This window comes from Streptomyces mesophilus (assembly GCF_040300965.1).
GTDB classification, from domain to species: Bacteria; Actinomycetota; Actinomycetes; order Streptomycetales; family Streptomycetaceae; genus Streptomyces; species Streptomyces mesophilus_A.
The window spans coordinates 1-14,011 of sequence record NZ_JBEPEW010000185.1; the positions used below are offsets into that span (position 1 = coordinate 1).

General features: G+C 69.6%; 13 protein-coding genes and 1 pseudogene. 6 read left to right on the plus strand and 8 right to left on the minus strand.

Annotated features, from left to right (window positions below; translation table 11 throughout):
* Positions 1 to 619 (minus strand): annotated as a pseudogene (locus tag ABT367_RS36905) (sensor histidine kinase); the annotation flags it as partial.
* Positions 620 to 785: 166 nt separating this feature from the next.
* Positions 786 to 1,625, minus strand: a complete 840-nt coding sequence (locus ABT367_RS36910; protein WP_352257753.1) for an NAD(P)H-binding protein — start codon at positions 1,623 to 1,625, stop codon at positions 786 to 788.
* Positions 1,626 to 1,705: 80 nt separating this feature from the next.
* Between ABT367_RS36910 and ABT367_RS36915 the strand changes: the two genes are divergently transcribed.
* Positions 1,706 to 2,623 carry an AraC family transcriptional regulator gene (locus ABT367_RS36915; protein WP_352257755.1) on the plus strand — a complete coding sequence of 306 codons (918 nt, stop codon included), beginning with the start codon at positions 1,706 to 1,708 and terminating at the stop codon, positions 2,621 to 2,623.
* A 72-nt stretch (positions 2,624 to 2,695) separates the two neighbouring features.
* Positions 2,696 to 3,700 (plus strand): GNAT family N-acetyltransferase, encoded by a 1,005-nt coding sequence (locus ABT367_RS36920; protein ID WP_352257757.1) that lies wholly within the window; start codon positions 2,696 to 2,698, stop codon positions 3,698 to 3,700.
* On the opposite strand, the gene ABT367_RS36925 is transcribed toward ABT367_RS36920, so the two are convergent.
* A complete protein-coding gene (locus ABT367_RS36925; RefSeq protein ID WP_352257759.1) occupies positions 3,660 to 4,895 on the minus strand; it encodes a geranylgeranyl reductase family protein in 1,236 nt (411 codons plus the stop codon). The genes ABT367_RS36920 and ABT367_RS36925 overlap by 41 nt on opposite strands.
* A gap of 179 nt (positions 4,896 to 5,074) precedes the next feature.
* Between ABT367_RS36925 and ABT367_RS36930 the strand changes: the two genes are divergently transcribed.
* Together ABT367_RS36930 and ABT367_RS36935 are read left to right on the plus strand one after the other, a co-directional pair.
* On the plus strand, positions 5,075 to 6,448 hold the full coding sequence (locus ABT367_RS36930) for a dipeptidase (RefSeq protein ID WP_352257761.1): 1,374 nt from the start codon (positions 5,075 to 5,077) through the stop codon (positions 6,446 to 6,448).
* A gap of 300 nt (positions 6,449 to 6,748) precedes the next feature.
* Complete coding sequence (locus ABT367_RS36935) at positions 6,749 to 7,816, plus strand: amidinotransferase (protein WP_352257772.1); 1,068 nt, start codon at positions 6,749 to 6,751, stop codon at positions 7,814 to 7,816.
* Positions 7,817 to 7,829: 13 nt separating this feature from the next.
* Here the strand turns inward: ABT367_RS36935 and ABT367_RS36940 are convergent, their stop codons facing one another.
* Positions 7,830 to 8,870, minus strand: a complete 1,041-nt coding sequence (locus ABT367_RS36940; RefSeq protein ID WP_352257774.1) for an NUDIX hydrolase — start codon at positions 8,868 to 8,870, stop codon at positions 7,830 to 7,832.
* A gap of 112 nt (positions 8,871 to 8,982) precedes the next feature.
* Here ABT367_RS36940 and ABT367_RS36945 point away from each other — a divergent pair, with 112 nt between their 5' ends.
* Entirely contained in the window at positions 8,983 to 9,198 is a 216-nt protein-coding gene (locus ABT367_RS36945) for a hypothetical protein (protein WP_165335271.1), read from the plus strand.
* Positions 9,199 to 9,369: 171 nt separating this feature from the next.
* Positions 9,370 to 10,110, plus strand: coding sequence for a GAF and ANTAR domain-containing protein (locus tag ABT367_RS36950; RefSeq protein ID WP_352257763.1), 741 nt, complete (start codon positions 9,370 to 9,372; stop codon positions 10,108 to 10,110).
* Between the two features lie 47 nt (positions 10,111 to 10,157).
* Here ABT367_RS36950 and ABT367_RS36955 read toward each other — a convergent pair whose 3' ends face one another.
* The 4 genes from ABT367_RS36955 to ABT367_RS36970 all read right to left on the minus strand — a co-directional run.
* The gene (locus ABT367_RS36955; RefSeq protein WP_352257764.1) at positions 10,158 to 11,078 is read right to left on the minus strand and encodes a carbohydrate ABC transporter permease; all 921 of its coding nucleotides are present in this window, start codon (positions 11,076 to 11,078) and stop codon (positions 10,158 to 10,160) included.
* Positions 11,075 to 11,998, minus strand: a complete 924-nt coding sequence (locus ABT367_RS36960; protein ID WP_352257766.1) for a carbohydrate ABC transporter permease — start codon at positions 11,996 to 11,998, stop codon at positions 11,075 to 11,077. Before ABT367_RS36960 ends, ABT367_RS36955 begins: the two co-directional genes overlap by 4 nt.
* A gap of 38 nt (positions 11,999 to 12,036) precedes the next feature.
* A complete protein-coding gene (locus ABT367_RS36965) occupies positions 12,037 to 13,329 on the minus strand; it encodes an ABC transporter substrate-binding protein (protein ID WP_352257768.1) in 1,293 nt (430 codons plus the stop codon).
* A gap of 385 nt (positions 13,330 to 13,714) precedes the next feature.
* A partial coding sequence (locus ABT367_RS36970) for an ROK family protein (protein WP_352257770.1) occupies positions 13,715 to 14,011 on the minus strand: 297 nt, incomplete at its 5' end.

Here is a 14,011-nt window from a genome sequence, read left to right on the forward strand (position 1 = left end):
GCTCACGGCGCGAACGGGCCAGTTCGGCGACCGCGACGATGGCCACCACCCAGGCGGCGACGACCAGTTCACCGCTCCACGACGCGGCGGTGTCACCGTCGGGCGGAAGCCAGCGGTACAGCCAGTGGGAGATCAGCAGATGGCCGAGCCACAGCATTCCGATCGCCGCCCACGCCGCACGCCGGTGGCCCGCGACGATCGCGGCGAAGACCGCGAAGGCGACGGTGACGAAGACCGGGCCGTACGGGTATCCGGCGCCGAGGTACAGCATCGTGGTGGCCGCGACGCCGAACACCACCGGTACGGGGTACTTCTTGCGCAGCAGCAACAGCGCGGTGCCGGTGAAGAGCAGAGCGCGGGCGAACACATCGAGACCGGCCCGGTAATCGGTCTGCGCGTGTGCGGCGAAGGTGCTGCCCATCTGCACGAAGACCGTGACCACGAGCGTGGAGATCCAGGGCAGACCGCCGCGCTCCACCCACTTCTGCAGCCCGGGCGGCCCACCGCGCCACGGCGGTCCATGCGGGCCACCGCGCCACGGCGGACCATGCGGGCCGTCGCGCCACGGCGGTCCGCCCCAGGTGCGCGTCGGGGACCCGGGGGTGTGCTGCTCTGCCATACCGCCACGCTAGACCGCCCGGACACGCCGCGACGTCAGCCGTGGGAGGTGAGCGGGGGTACTCCCGGTGAAGTACATGACGTGCGGCCCAAGGGCCCGGCCCGCCCGGCACCGGGCCACGCAGAGCCGCACGGGCCGCACCGGCCGCACCGGCCGCCGGTGGCGTTCAATCACGCCAGGCGGGTGCCGCCGCCCGAACGTAGTCGGTGAAGTCGCGCGGCTGACGGCCCAGAGCGCGCCACACACCGTCGGAGATGTGGTCGTCCAAGCCGCGCCGGATCGGACTCACCGCCTCCGCATAGTCCTCTGCTTCCGCCGCCGGCCAGCCCTGCCCGGTGAGTTCCGAGATGAACCGGCCGGGAGAGAGCGGGACATAGCGGATGCTGCGGCCGGTCGCCTCGGCGATCTCGGCGACGGCCTCGGCGATGGTCAGGGCCCGTGGGCCGGAAAGCTCGTACGTCTCACCGGAGTGGCCGCCCTCGGTGAGCGCGGCGACCGCGACCGCGGCGATGTCCACGGCATCGACAAAGGAGGCCGCGCCGCCGCCGGCCGGGAGCCTCACTTCACCGGCAAGGACCGCGTCGCGGAAGATTCCTTCACTGAAGTTCTGTGCGAACCACGCGGGCCGGAGAATCGTCCAGTCGATTCCGCTCGCGCGCACCGCACTCTCACCGTCCACGTGGGTGGCGCCGGCGCTGTTGGCCTCGCCGGAGTAGCCCGGCACGTCCACACCGCGCCCCGACAGCAGCACGACGCGCTCGACACCCAGCTCGACTGCGCGCTCGACGAAGGGCCGCGTGAGGAGGTGCCCGTCGAGCGGCACGAGGTAGACCGCCTTGACGCCGTCGAGCGCGGTGTCCCAGGTCGCGCGGTCGTGCCAGTCGAAGGCCGGTTCGCCGGAGCGTGACGCCACGCGGACCGAGGCACCCTGCGCCCGCAGCCGGGACACGACGTGGCTGCCGGACTTGCCCGTACCGCCTGTTACCAGAAAACGATGTGTGCTCATGAGCCCAGCCAAGCCCCTTCACATGAGACGGGCCATGGTCAGCCGACTCACTTCGATGTCTGTGCGTCTACGGTCGAGCTATGGATGTACTTTCCGACCTCCTTGACGGCGTGAGGGCACGGGGTGCGCTGTTCCAGCGGACGGCCGTGAGCGGGCCCTGGTCCGTGCGTTTCGCCGGGGGATCACCGCTCACCCTGGCCACGATGCTGCGCGGCAAGGCCTGGATCGTTCCGGACGACAGCGAACCGGTGCCGGTCGGCACCGGGGACATCGCGATCATGCGCGGCCGCGCGCCGTACACGGTCGCCGATGATCCGGCTACACCGCCGCAGGTCGTGGTCGACAGTGCCGACTACTGCACGCCCGCCCACGCAGACGAGGCCGGCGCCGAGCCGGAGGGATCGGCCCTGCTGCTCAGTGGTGCCTATACCGGCCGCGGCGAGATCAGCGAGCGGCTGCTCCTCGCCCTGCCCGAGTACCTGGTCATCCCCGCCGACGGCCGCCGCCCGCTGTTCGACCTTCTCGTCGAGGAGATGGCCTCGGACAGGCCCGGACAGCAGGCGATGCGCGACCGGCTGCTCGACCTGTTGCTCCTCTCGACACTGCGCACCTGGTTCGACCGGTCCGAGGCCAACGCGCCGCCGTGGTACCGCGCTTCACGCGACCCGGTGGTGGGGCATGCGCTGCGACTGCTCCACGCCGATCCGGCCCGCCCATGGACGGTGGCGGGTCTGGCGGCCGAGTCGGGGGTGTCCCGCGCGGCCTTCGCCCGCCGCTTCACCGCTCAGGTCGGCGAGCCGCCGATGGCCTACCTTGCCGCTTGGCGCATCGGCTTGGCGGCCGACCTGTTGCGTGACACGGACGCCACGGTCGGATCGATCGCCCGACGAGTCGGTTACGCCAACACCTTCGCGCTGAGCGTTGCGTTCAAACGGCTGCGCGGCATCACCCCGACGCAGCACCGCGTGACGGCGCCGCCGCGCGAGCCCGGGACGTGAGGAATCAACGCCGGGCGCCGACGGCAGGAAATGGATCGACGGCTCGGCGCTCCTCTGCCACAGTGGCCCACCATGACCGTCTGGGATCTTGTGACCGCCGCGGATGTCCGGCTCATGCAGTCGCTGGCGCAGCGGGTCACCGCCGCGCGCCCGGAGCTGATCAACGCGGACGCGTCGTACGGCGAACTGGCCTGGATCTGGGGCAAGGGCCATGCCGCCCAGGGTGCGCACTGGCCGCGCAAGCTCTGGTTCGCGGGCGCCGACGGTGGTGAGCTGGTGGCCTGGGCGTGGGCCCAGCTGCCGCGCCAGGTGAAGCTGAGCGACGGATCGGTGAAGGACATCACCGGCGCGTATCTCGCGTATCAGATCCACCCCGGCCACGCCGAGCTCGTCGATGAGGTGATCGCCTGGTACGACGACGCGGCCGCGGGCCTCGAACGCACCGTGCTTCCGAGCGCCGACGACACGTACGCCCTCGAGCGGTGGGCCGCGCACGGCTATGCGACGGATCCCTCCGAGCTCGGCGAGAACGGCTCGTGGACCCAGCTCAACGAGCGGGAGCTCACCGATCTCGAAGAGCCGGTCCTCGCGGAAGGATTCTGCTTCCTCACCGCCGACGAAGCGGGCCCCGAAGCCGCGGTCCGGGCCCATGTGGACGCCTGGCACACCTCGGCGTACTCCGTCGAGGCCTACGAGGGGGTGCGGGCGACGGCGGGATACCGCGGCGATCTGCACCTGCTGGTGCGGGCCCCGGACGGGACGATGGCCTGCTCGGCGATCATGTGGCTGGACGAGGTGAACCGGACCGCCGAGTTCGAGCCCGTCGGCACCCACCGCGCGTACCGCCGCCGGGGCCTGGCGCGGGCGCTGCTGCTGAAGGGAATGCACCTCGCCCGGGGAGCGGGGGCCACGCACATGACCGTCGCCTGCCTGGGCGCTCCCGGATATCCCGCGGCGCGCGGCCTTTACTACGGCCTCGGATTCCGCCCCTTCACACGGGACACCCCGCTCCTCAAGCCCGCGACCGCCCCGGTCGTCACGCCTCCGACTGCCCAGGACCCCGGTCCAGCGCGCTGACCGCCCGCCGCGCCATCGGATGCGTCCGTACGATCTCGGCGAGCGAGGTCGAACCCTGCACGATCCGTACGAACGCGTTCCAGGCGGGCCGCAAGCCGGTGATCGCGGCGTGCAGCATCCCCGGCCTGCGCTCGAACAGGGTCAGCACCCGGCGGCCCATGTTCATCTCCACACCGAGGCCCGCCTTGACGGCGAAGGCGTAGTTGAGTGCCTGCCGCCGTGCGTCGACCGCGTCCTGCGCCTCGGCGATCCGCACGGCCCACTCCCCCGCGAGACGGCCCGAGCGCAGTGCGTACGAGATGCCCTCGCGGGTCCACGGTTCGAGCAGCCCGGCCGCGTCACCGCAGACCAGGACGCGGCCGCGGGAGAGCGGCGAGTCCTCGGTGCGGCACCGGGTGAGGTGGCCGGAGGAGATCGACGGTTCGAAGCCGGCCAGACCGAGCCGCCCGATGAAGTCCTCGAGGTAGCGCTTGGTGGCCGCGCCCTCGCCCCGGGCCGAGATCACCCCGACCGTCAGCGTGTCGCCTTTGGGGAAGACCCACCCGTAACTCCCGGGCAGCGGGCCCCAGTCGATGAGGACGCGGCCCTTCCAGTCCTCGGCGACGGTCGGCGGCACGGGGACCTCGGCTTCGAGTCCGAGATCGACCTGGTCGAGTTTCACCCCGACGTGTGCTCCTATCCGGCTCGCGCTGCCGTCCGCGCCGACGACCGCGCGGGCGAGGACCGTCTCACCGTCGCTCAGGACCACCGCGACCGTGCGCCGGTCGGGCACCTCGGGGCCGTGCTGTTCGACGCGCGAGACGGTGACGCCGGTGCGCAGTTCGGCCCCCGCCTTCTGCGCCGACTCGACCAGCTGCTGGTCGAACTCGGGACGGTTGATCAGACCGAACAGCATCTTCTTGGAGCGGCGGGTGCGCGCGAACTTCCCGTCGAGGGAGAAGGTCACCGCGTACACCTTGTCCTTGAGCGGCAGCTCGAAGCCGGGCGGCAGTGCGTCACGCGAGGGGCCGATGAGGCCGCCGCCGCAGGTCTTGTACCGCGGCAGTTCCGCTTTCTCCAGGAGCAGGACGCGCCGCCCTGCGACAGCCGCCGCATGGGCAGCCGACGCTCCGGCGGGGCCTGCGCCCACCACCACGACGTCCCATACCTCAGGTGTCTCGTCCGGGGCGTTACGGTCCGCGTTCTCGCTGCTCACGATGGCCTGCTGCTCCGATCCGACGGTGTCTGCTGCTCCTTCAACGGAGATCCTACGGCGGGCCCGGCGGGCCCCCGCCGCCGGAACGGGGCGTCTGCCCTTGTGAAAAGATCCCCATGCGGAATACGTGCACAACTTCCGCACACCTGTACAACGTCGCACCCACCAGGAGCGTGCCCATGTCGCCGAACCCGGCGCACGAACGGATCGCCGAAACCATCGCCGCCCTCATGCCGAAGGCGAAGCAGGAGCTGGCCGAGCTGGTGGCGTACCGGTCGGTGGCGGACTTCGAGCAGTTCCCGAAGAGCGAGAGCGAAGCCGCCGCGAACTGGGTCGCCGACGCACTGCGCACCGAGGGCTTCACGGACGTGGCCCTGCTCGACACCCCGGACGGCACCCAGTCCGTCTACGGTCTGCTGCCCGGCCCCGAGGGTGCGCCGACGGTGCTTCTGTACGCGCACTACGACGTGCAGCCGCCGCTGGACGAGCAGGCCTGGCTCACCCCGCCGTTCGAGCTCACCGAGCGGGACGGCCGCTGGTACGGGCGGGGCTCCGCGGACTGCAAGGGCGGCGTGGTCATGCACCTCCTGGCGCTGCGTGCGCTGAAGGAGAACGGTGGTATCCCGGTCTCCGTGAAGTTCATCGCCGAGGGCTCCGAGGAGCAGGGCACGGGTGGTCTCGAGCGGTACGCCGAGGCGCACCCCGAGCTCCTGGTGTCGGACGCGATCGTCATCGGTGACAGCGGCAACTTCCGCGTCGGACTGCCGACCGTCACCTCGACTCTGCGCGGGATGACCTTGCTCCGGGTCGAGATGGACACCCTCCAGGGCAATCTGCACTCCGGCCAGTTCGGCGGCGCCGCCCCGGACGCGCTCGGTGCGCTGATCCGCGTCCTCGACTCGCTGCGCGCCGAGGACGGTTCGACCACAGTCGACGGCCTGGACGGCGACCAGACCTGGGAAGGTCTGCAGTACCCGGAGGACGACTTCCGCGGTGACGCCAAGGTCCTCGACGGTGTCGAGCTGATCGGCTCGGGCACGATCGCCGACCGGATCTGGGCCCGCCCCGCCGTCACGGTCCTCGGCATCGACTGCCCGCCGGTCGTGGGCGCCACCCCGTCCGTACAGTCGAGCGCCCGCGCCCTGATCAGCCTGCGGGTGCCGCCGGGCGCCGACGCCGCCGAGGCCACCAAGCTGCTTCGCGCCCACATCGAGGCGCACACCCCGTGGGGCGCCCAGGTCCGCACCGAGCAGATCGGTCAGGGCCAGCCGTTCCGCGCCGACGTCAACTCGCCCGCGTACCAGGCGATGTCGGATGCGATGGCGGTCGCCTACCCCGGTCAGGAGATGCAGTACGCGGGCCAGGGCGGCTCGATCCCGCTGTGCAACACGCTCGACGCGCTCTACCCGGACGCGGAGATCCTTCTGATCGGTCTCAGCGAGCCGGAGGCGCAGATCCACGCCCCGAACGAGTCCGTCTCGCCGGACGAGCTGCGCCAGCTGTCGATCACCGAGGCGCTGTTCCTGCAGAACTACGCGGCGTCCAAGGCCTGACCGCCTGCCCCGCTCCCGGTCCCGCTCCCCCTCCGGGGAGCGGGACCGTACTTTTTTGGCCACGTGCACGACCGCGGGGCTTCGCGGCGATCAGTGCGGGTACTCGGCATGCCCGGCCCATGCGGCACGGCCCCAGGTCAGAGGCATGGCTGCGGGCGCCGGAGTAGAATTGGCCACAGTCGAGGGAGCAGTGTCGTGGGACAGAGCCTCGAAGCGAGAACGGCAGCGGACCGCCCGGCAGGCCCGCCGCATCCGGCCTCGCAGCCGTCCACGGATGCCACAGCCGCGCAGCGGTCCCCGGTGAGCTCGCACAACGAATGGGACCCGCTCGAGGAGGTCATCGTGGGCCGCCTCGACGGCGCCACGATTCCCACCGGCCACCCCGTCGTGACCTGCAACGTGCCCTCGTGGGCCGGACGGCTGCAGGGTCTGGCCGCGGGCCTGAGGTATCCGCGCCGCCTGGTCGAGCCCGCCCAGGACGAGCTGGACGGCTTCGTCGAACTGCTCGAATCCCTGGGCATCACGGTGCGGCGGCCCGAACCGGTCGACCACAAACGGCGTTACGCCACTCCCGACTGGTCCGCGCGCGGCTTCTGCAACACCTGCCCCCGCGACAGCCTCCTGGTCATCGGCGACGAGATCATCGAGACACCGATGGCCTGGCCGTGCCGCTACTTCGAGACCCACTCGTACCGGGCCCTGCTCAAGGACTACTTCCGGCGCGGCGCCCGCTGGACCTCCGCGCCCAAGCCCCAGCTGACGGACGAGCTGTTCGAGCCGGAGTTCCGCACTCCGGCCGAGGACGAGCCGATGCGCTACATCCTCACCGAGTTCGAGCCTGTCTTCGACGCCGCAGACTTCGTACGCGCGGGCCGCGATCTCTTCGTGACGCGCAGCAATGTCACCAACCGGACGGGCATCGAGTGGCTGCGCCGGCATCTCGGCCCCGGCTACCGCATCCACGAGATCGCGAGCAGCTGCCGCACTCCGATGCATGTCGACACCACGTTCATGCCGCTGGCTCCCGGCAAGGTGCTCATCAATCCGGCTTACGTGGACCCCGACCGGCTCCCGGAGGGCTTGCGTTCCTGGGATGTCCTGGTCGCTCCCGAACCCGATCCGATCGACGAGCGGCTGCTCAAGATCACGTCGATGTGCGGGCAGTGGCTGAGCATGAACGTCCTCATGGTGGACGAGAGGAGGGTCATCGCGGAGCGCCACCACACGGGCATGCTGCGTGCCCTGGAGCGCTGGGGCTTCGAACCGATCCCCTGCGATCTGCTGCACTACGCGCCCTTCGGCGGTTCCTTCCACTGCGCGACGCTGGACGTGCGCAGGCGGGGCACCCTGGAGTCGTATCTGCCGTGAGCCGCACGGTTCCTCAGTCGACCGGAACGCCGCCCTCCAAGTACAGGGGCACGCCCCGCTCCCGCGCGCGCAGCGCCCATCGCAGCCGCTCGAAGCGGACCGGCGGCAGCAGGGCGGCGGCCTCCGTCTCCGAGACGAAGCGGCAGGCCCGCAGTTCCGGGCCGGGGAGCAGCGCGCGTTCCGCGGCGTCGGCGGGGAGCCGGCCCCCGTCGAAGAGCAGCCGTATACCGCCGTATCCCGGGGGGTGCGGCGGCTCCCAGTCGATCACCAACAGGCTCGGATTGCGGACCAGTCGGATGCCGGTCTCCTCGGCGACCTCCCGTATCCCGGCCGCGGCGGGTGCCTCGCCCGGCTCGACCACACCGCCGGGGAACTCCCACCCGGCCTTGTACGTGGGATCGACGAGCAGCACGCGGTCCTGCTCGTCGAAGAGCAGCACGCCGGAGGCGAGGGTCTCCGCGGACGGCTCGGGGGTCTGCACGATGTCGCTCACCCCGGCCGCCTCGGTACGTACCGCCTCCGCGATCCGCTCGGCTGCCTCGCGCGGGCTCAGCACCCCGGTGTCGAGAAGGTACGCGTCGGCCGCCAGCCAGGCACCGAGTGCGTCGAGGTAGGGCTCGATGTGCTCCAACGACCACTGGCGCACCCGCAGTTCGCCGTCGGGGGTGTCCGGTACCTCGCGCCGGGCGATCCGCTCGCGCAGGATCGTTTCCGCCGGGGCAAGGAGCACATGGCGGACGGGGATGCGCCGTGCCGCGAGGCCGCCGAAGATCTCGTCCCGGTACTCCTGGCGAAGCAGCGTCATCGGGACGATCAGGACGCCTCCCACTTCGGCGTGCAGCGCGGCAGCGGTGTCCACCACCATCCGCCGCCAGAAGCCGAGATCCTGGTAGTCGCTCACTTCGGCCAGGCGCTTGGGCGGCAGCAGCCAGGGCAGCGCTCCGCCGATGACCTCGGGGTCGAAGAGCGTGCTGTTCGGGATCAGGTCGAGCAGTTCGCGGGAGGTGGTGGTCTTCCCCGCACCGAACGCCCCGTTGATCCAGACGATCACGATTCCCCCTCTGCTGCCGGCCCCCGTGTGGCTTGCCCGCTCCGCCGTGCCCCGTAACCCCGTACGCGACGGGCGTGCCGGGTCTGGGCCGCGACCTGCGGGGTAACCGGGAGATATGACCGACATCGTGGATTCGGACGAACTCTTGAGGCGCATTCTGCGCGCCCGTGACTGGGCCGCACGTCAGGAACACGACTGGCGCTCGCGCACCGCCGAGCTGGAACGGGCCGACCCCGACGAGGAGTTCGCGGCGCAGGTCTACGGCTGCGCGTTCCAGGCCGTACGCAGCGTCCTCGACGAGATCATCGAGCCGGGGTCCCACGGCGTCTGAGTCCGGGCGAGGTCCTGCGCGGGAGAGTCGGCCATGGCGGCACCCTAAGCAGCGAGCCTCGGGAACTCACCCGGTTTCCAGGGACTGAGACGGTGGCCTTTGCACCGACTTGCGTAAGTGAACACCGCGGGGGAACCCGGGCCGGGAAGCCGTCTCCACCGAGGGGTTGCCGTGGAAGACCGATCGTTGGCGGAGCGCATCCGCGCGGCAGCGGATGAAGGGCCCGAGGAGCACCTGCCGCAACAGATGTGTGCCGCGTTGTGCGAGGCGCTGCCCGTGGACGGGGCGACGTTCTCGCTGTTGACGCACTTCCCGCAACGCCAGTTGCTGTGCGCTTCGGACGACGTGGGGCTCAGGCTGGAGCAGTTGCAATTCGAATCGGGGCAGGGCCCCTGCATCACGGCCGCGGCGACCGCGCATGTGGTGCTGTGGGAGGACGTGCGCGAACACCGGGCGCTGTGGCCCCTGTTCGGTCCGCTGCTGCGCGAGCATCTGCCGCAGGTCGGCGCGGTCTACGCCTTCCCGCTGCTGACCGGCGGCCAGTGCGTCGGCGCCGTGGACCTCTTCGGCTACGAGCCGAAGCCGATGGACGACTTCACCGTACGGGAGACCCTGGCCGGCGCCGCCGAGATCGCCAAGGTGCTGCAGGTACATGCGATGAACCGGCTGACCACGGATGAACTGCCGCCGTGGGAGCCGGCCGAGGTGATCGAGGCGCACTGGGGCACCACCCACCTCGCCACCGGCGTACTGGCCGAACTGTGGGGCGTCGGCCCGGAGGCCGCGCTCGACCGGCTGCGGGCCCATTCCATCGCCGAGGGCATCCCCCTGCCCGACCTCGCCGCCGCGGTACTGGCCGGCGGCGAGGTGCCCGACGAAATCGCCGACGCGTGGCCGGGCCGGGCGGATTGAGGCGGGGCCCTCGGCGGGAAGACGGCTCCTGAACGGTGCGGCGGCTCCTAGCCCTTCGACGACCCCAGCGTCAGGCCCGCGATGAAGTGCCGCTGCAACAGCAGGAACACGATGATCGTGGGGGCCGCGACGATCACCGAACCCGCGGCCAGCAGGTTGTGGTCGGTGAAGTACTGGCCGCTGAGGTTGTTCAGGGCCGAGGTGATGGGCAGCTTGTCGCCGGTGTTGATGAACACCAGCGCCCAGAGGAAGTCGTTGTACATCCAGGTGAACTGGAGGGTGCCGAGCGCCGCGAGCGCGGGTCGGCACAGCGGCAGGGTGATCCGCCAGTACTGGGTCCACACACCGGCGCCGTCCACGATCGCCGCCTCGATGATCTCCTGCGGCAGTGTGCGCATGAAATTGGCGAGCACGAACACGCAGAAGCCCAGCTGGAATCCCACCTGGACGGCGAGCACCGCCCAGTAGGAGTCGTACATCAGGTACGAGTCCGACATCCAGTAGGGCAGCTCGATCTGGTTGAACAGGGCGTACAGCGGCGTGATGATCACCTGCTGGGGCAGCAGGTTGCCCGCCGTGAAGAGCATGACGAGCACGATGCCGCCGCGCATCCTCAGGCGCGAGACCGCGAACGCCACGAACGACGCGAGGAACAGCACGATCAGTACGCCGGGCACGGCGATGATCAGCGTGTTGACGAAGTACTTCGTCATCTCCGAGTCGTTGAACGCCTGCTTGTAGTAGTCGAACGACAGGGACTTCGGCAGCGAGAAGTAGCCTTCCTCGGCCGTCTCGTCGTACGGCCGCAGCGAGGCGTACACCGCGAGCAGCAGCGGGGCCAGGAAGCCCAGCGAGACCGCGGTGAGGAAGATCTGCGTACCCCAGCGGCCGCGGCGCCGCGGGCGGGACTCGGGCGCGGACACCCGCTCGGTGACGTCCGTCGGCGCGGGTGCGGGAGCGACACTCATCGGTTCTTCTCCCCTCGGAGCTCCTGGACCAGATACGTCACGACGAATCCGAGGGAGAGGACGAGCAGCACCACGGCGATGGCCGAGCCGAACCCGATCCGGCTGGCCTCGCCGATGATGTTGTCGGTGACGAGCACGGACAGCAACTCCAGGCCGTTTCTGCCTCTGTTGATGGCATAGACGATGTCGAAGGCACGCAGCGCCTCAATGACCGTGATCACCATGACGATGATGTTGACCGGCCTGAGCGTCGGGAAGACCACACGGAAGAAGGTCTGCCGCTCGTTGGCCCCGTCGATCGCGGCCGCCTCCTTGAGGGAGGCGTCGACCGCCTTGAGTCCGGCCAGATAGAGGATCATCACGTAGCCGGTGTGCCGCCAGGCCGCGGCGATCATCACCATCCAGATGTTGATGTCGGGATCGCCGATCCAGTCGATCGGGTTGTCCTGCCGGCCGAGCAGCGCGTTGAGCGCTCCCTGGTCGCGGGAGAACACCAGTTGGGCGATGAAGCCGACGATGGCGAGCGACAGCACGACCGGCAGGTAGATCGCCGACTGGTAGAAGCGGCTGAAGCGCACACCGCGGTCGATGAGCACGGCGAGGAAGAGGCCGAACGGCGTGGCCACCAGGCCGAGGAAGCCCAGCCACATCAGGTTGTGGCGGACCGCGGGCCAGAACTGCGGGTACTCGGTGAACGCGGTCTTGTAGTTGTCAAGGCCGACCCAGCCGATGTCGCTGACGCCGTCGTAGTTGGTGAAGGACAGGCCGATGGAGGCGAGGGTCGGGCCCCAGACGATGAACAGGTCGATCAGGATGGCCAGGCCGAGCAGGACCCCGAGGACGATGCGGTCGCGGCGGTTGAACCGCCGCGCGCCGCGCCGCCGCCGGCCTCGATCGCCCCGCGTGGAGGTGAGCGACACGGGTGTGAACTCCCAGTACGTAAGGGTGAGTCGGTGGCTCAGCCGGCGGCGAAGACGGTCTTCTTCTGCCGTTCGATGTCGTTGACGAGACCGTCGACGTCCTTCGGGTTGCCGATGAAGCTCTGCAGCGCCGGGATCATCACCGTGGAGGCGAAGTCCGGTCGGGTGTCGCGGTCGAGGAACTGGGAGATCTGCTGGGCACCGGAGACCAGCTCGACGGCCTTCTTCTGCAGCTCCGTGTACTTGCCGGTGTCGGCGCCCTCGTGGACGGCGATGTTGCTCGGGTCGTGCGTCAGATAGATGTTCTCGGCCTCGGCCGTGGCAAGGAACTTGAGGAGGTCCTTCGCCGCGTCCATCCCCTTGTCGTTCTTGAGGTTCTTGCCCTTCTTCGCCAGCAGGAAGCCGTCGATCGGCGCCTCCACCGCGTCCTGGCCGTGCTCCGGGTTGATCTCGGGGAAGGCGAAGAAGTCCAGGTCCTCGCGCTCGTCGTCCGGGAACTGCTGGCCCGGCTGCGGCAGACCGAAGACCGCCATGCCCGCCTCGCTCTTCTGCAGCCCCTGCGCCGCTTCCTGCCAGGTGCGGCCGTTGGCGCCCTCCTGGTGATATGGCATCAGCCGGCGCCAGGTGTCGAAGACCTCCTTGACCTCGGGACCGTTCCACGCCTTCTCGCCGGCCATCAGCGCCTTGTGGAACTCATAGCCGTTGATGCGCATGTCGAGATAGTCGAAGGTGCCCATCGCGGGCCAGCCGTCCTTGTCCGCGAAAGCGATCGGGACGAGCTTGTCCTTCTGCATCTGCTTGGCGAGAGCGACGTATGCGTCAAGGTCCTTGGGCGCCTCGTAGCCGTACTTCTGGAAGACGCTCTTCCGGTGGAAGACGGCCCACGGGTAGTAGTAGTACGGCACGAAGTACTGCTTGCCGTCCTCGCCCGTGGACTGGTCCTTGATCGCGTCGGTGAAGCCGTCGAAGCCGGACCACACGTCGGATATGTCGTGCAGCAGGTTCTTCTTCGCGAAGAACTGCATCCGGTATCCGGCGAACCACATGAAGACGTCGTCCGGCGTGCTCTGCAGATAGCGGTTGATGTTCTCCTGGAACGAGTTGTGGTCGACGGTGTTGACCTTGACCTTGCGGTCGTCCTTCGACTGCTTCTCGTACGCCTTGAACGCCTCGGCGTACGCCTTCTTCGGCACCGGGTCGGAGGCGTTGGATCCCATGGCGACGGTCTTGCCGGCATCGGCGGGCCCACCGCCGCACGCGGTCAGCAGGGAAGGCAGCGCGACGGCTCCGGCACCAAGGGCGGTGCCACGCAGCAGAGTCCGCCGGGACATCCGATGTCCTGCACCGTTTCGGGGTCCGCCGCCGCGCGCACCCTGCCCAGTGAACGATGACTCTGTCATGTCCCTCTCCTTGATTGACTCGTACTGCCGTCGGGTGAACCCAACACAATCGAACGGGAGGCTTGGATCTCACTGCCAACCTGCAGGTTGGTCAAGACTTCCGGCAGGACAAGGGCGAACCGTTATCGCATCGCTTCCAACAGACTCGAACACCGCCTACCGTAAACGCGCGACATGGCGCAGACATGACAACCGACAACGGGTGTGAGTACGGAGGAACGTGACGATCCGTCACGTTCGCACCCGTCAGCGTGGTTCAGAAAATGATCGGAGCGCTGAGGCATCGCCCCGCTCGGTGCAACCAACGGACTCGCGCCTACGCGGACGCGCCCGCCCCCACCCGCGCACCGTTCCCCAGCGCCGCCGCGGCCGCGCCGACCAGGCCGGCATCGGTCCCGGTCATCGCGGGAGTGACGGTCAGGTTCTGCACGAAGGACAGCGTGGCGTAGTCGCGCAACGCTCGGCGCAGCGGCGTGAACAGCACGTCGCCGGCCTTCGCCACTCCCCCGCCGATCACGGCGATCTCTATCTCGACCAGCGTGGCCGTCGCGGCGATCGACGCGGCGAGCGCCTGCGCCGCCCGCTCGAAGGAGGCCAGCGCGACCGGATGGCC

Excerpts from the sequence above, each read along its gene's own strand:
- ABT367_RS36910 (WP_352257753.1), bottom strand. The coding sequence starts at position 1,625 with ATGAGCACACATCGTTTTCTGGTAACAGGCGGTACGGGCAAGTCCGGC.
- ABT367_RS36915 (WP_352257755.1), top strand. The coding sequence starts at position 1,706 with ATGGATGTACTTTCCGACCTCCTTGACGGCGTGAGGGCACGGGGTGCG.
- ABT367_RS36920 (WP_352257757.1), top strand. The coding sequence starts at position 2,696 with ATGACCGTCTGGGATCTTGTGACCGCCGCGGATGTCCGGCTCATGCAG.
- ABT367_RS36930 (WP_352257761.1), top strand. The coding sequence starts at position 5,075 with ATGTCGCCGAACCCGGCGCACGAACGGATCGCCGAAACCATCGCCGCC.
- ABT367_RS36945 (WP_165335271.1), top strand. The coding sequence starts at position 8,983 with ATGACCGACATCGTGGATTCGGACGAACTCTTGAGGCGCATTCTGCGC.
- ABT367_RS36955 (WP_352257764.1), bottom strand. The coding sequence starts at position 11,078 with ATGAGTGTCGCTCCCGCACCCGCGCCGACGGACGTCACCGAGCGGGTG.
- ABT367_RS36965 (WP_352257768.1), bottom strand. The coding sequence starts at position 13,329 with ATGTCCCGGCGGACTCTGCTGCGTGGCACCGCCCTTGGTGCCGGAGCC.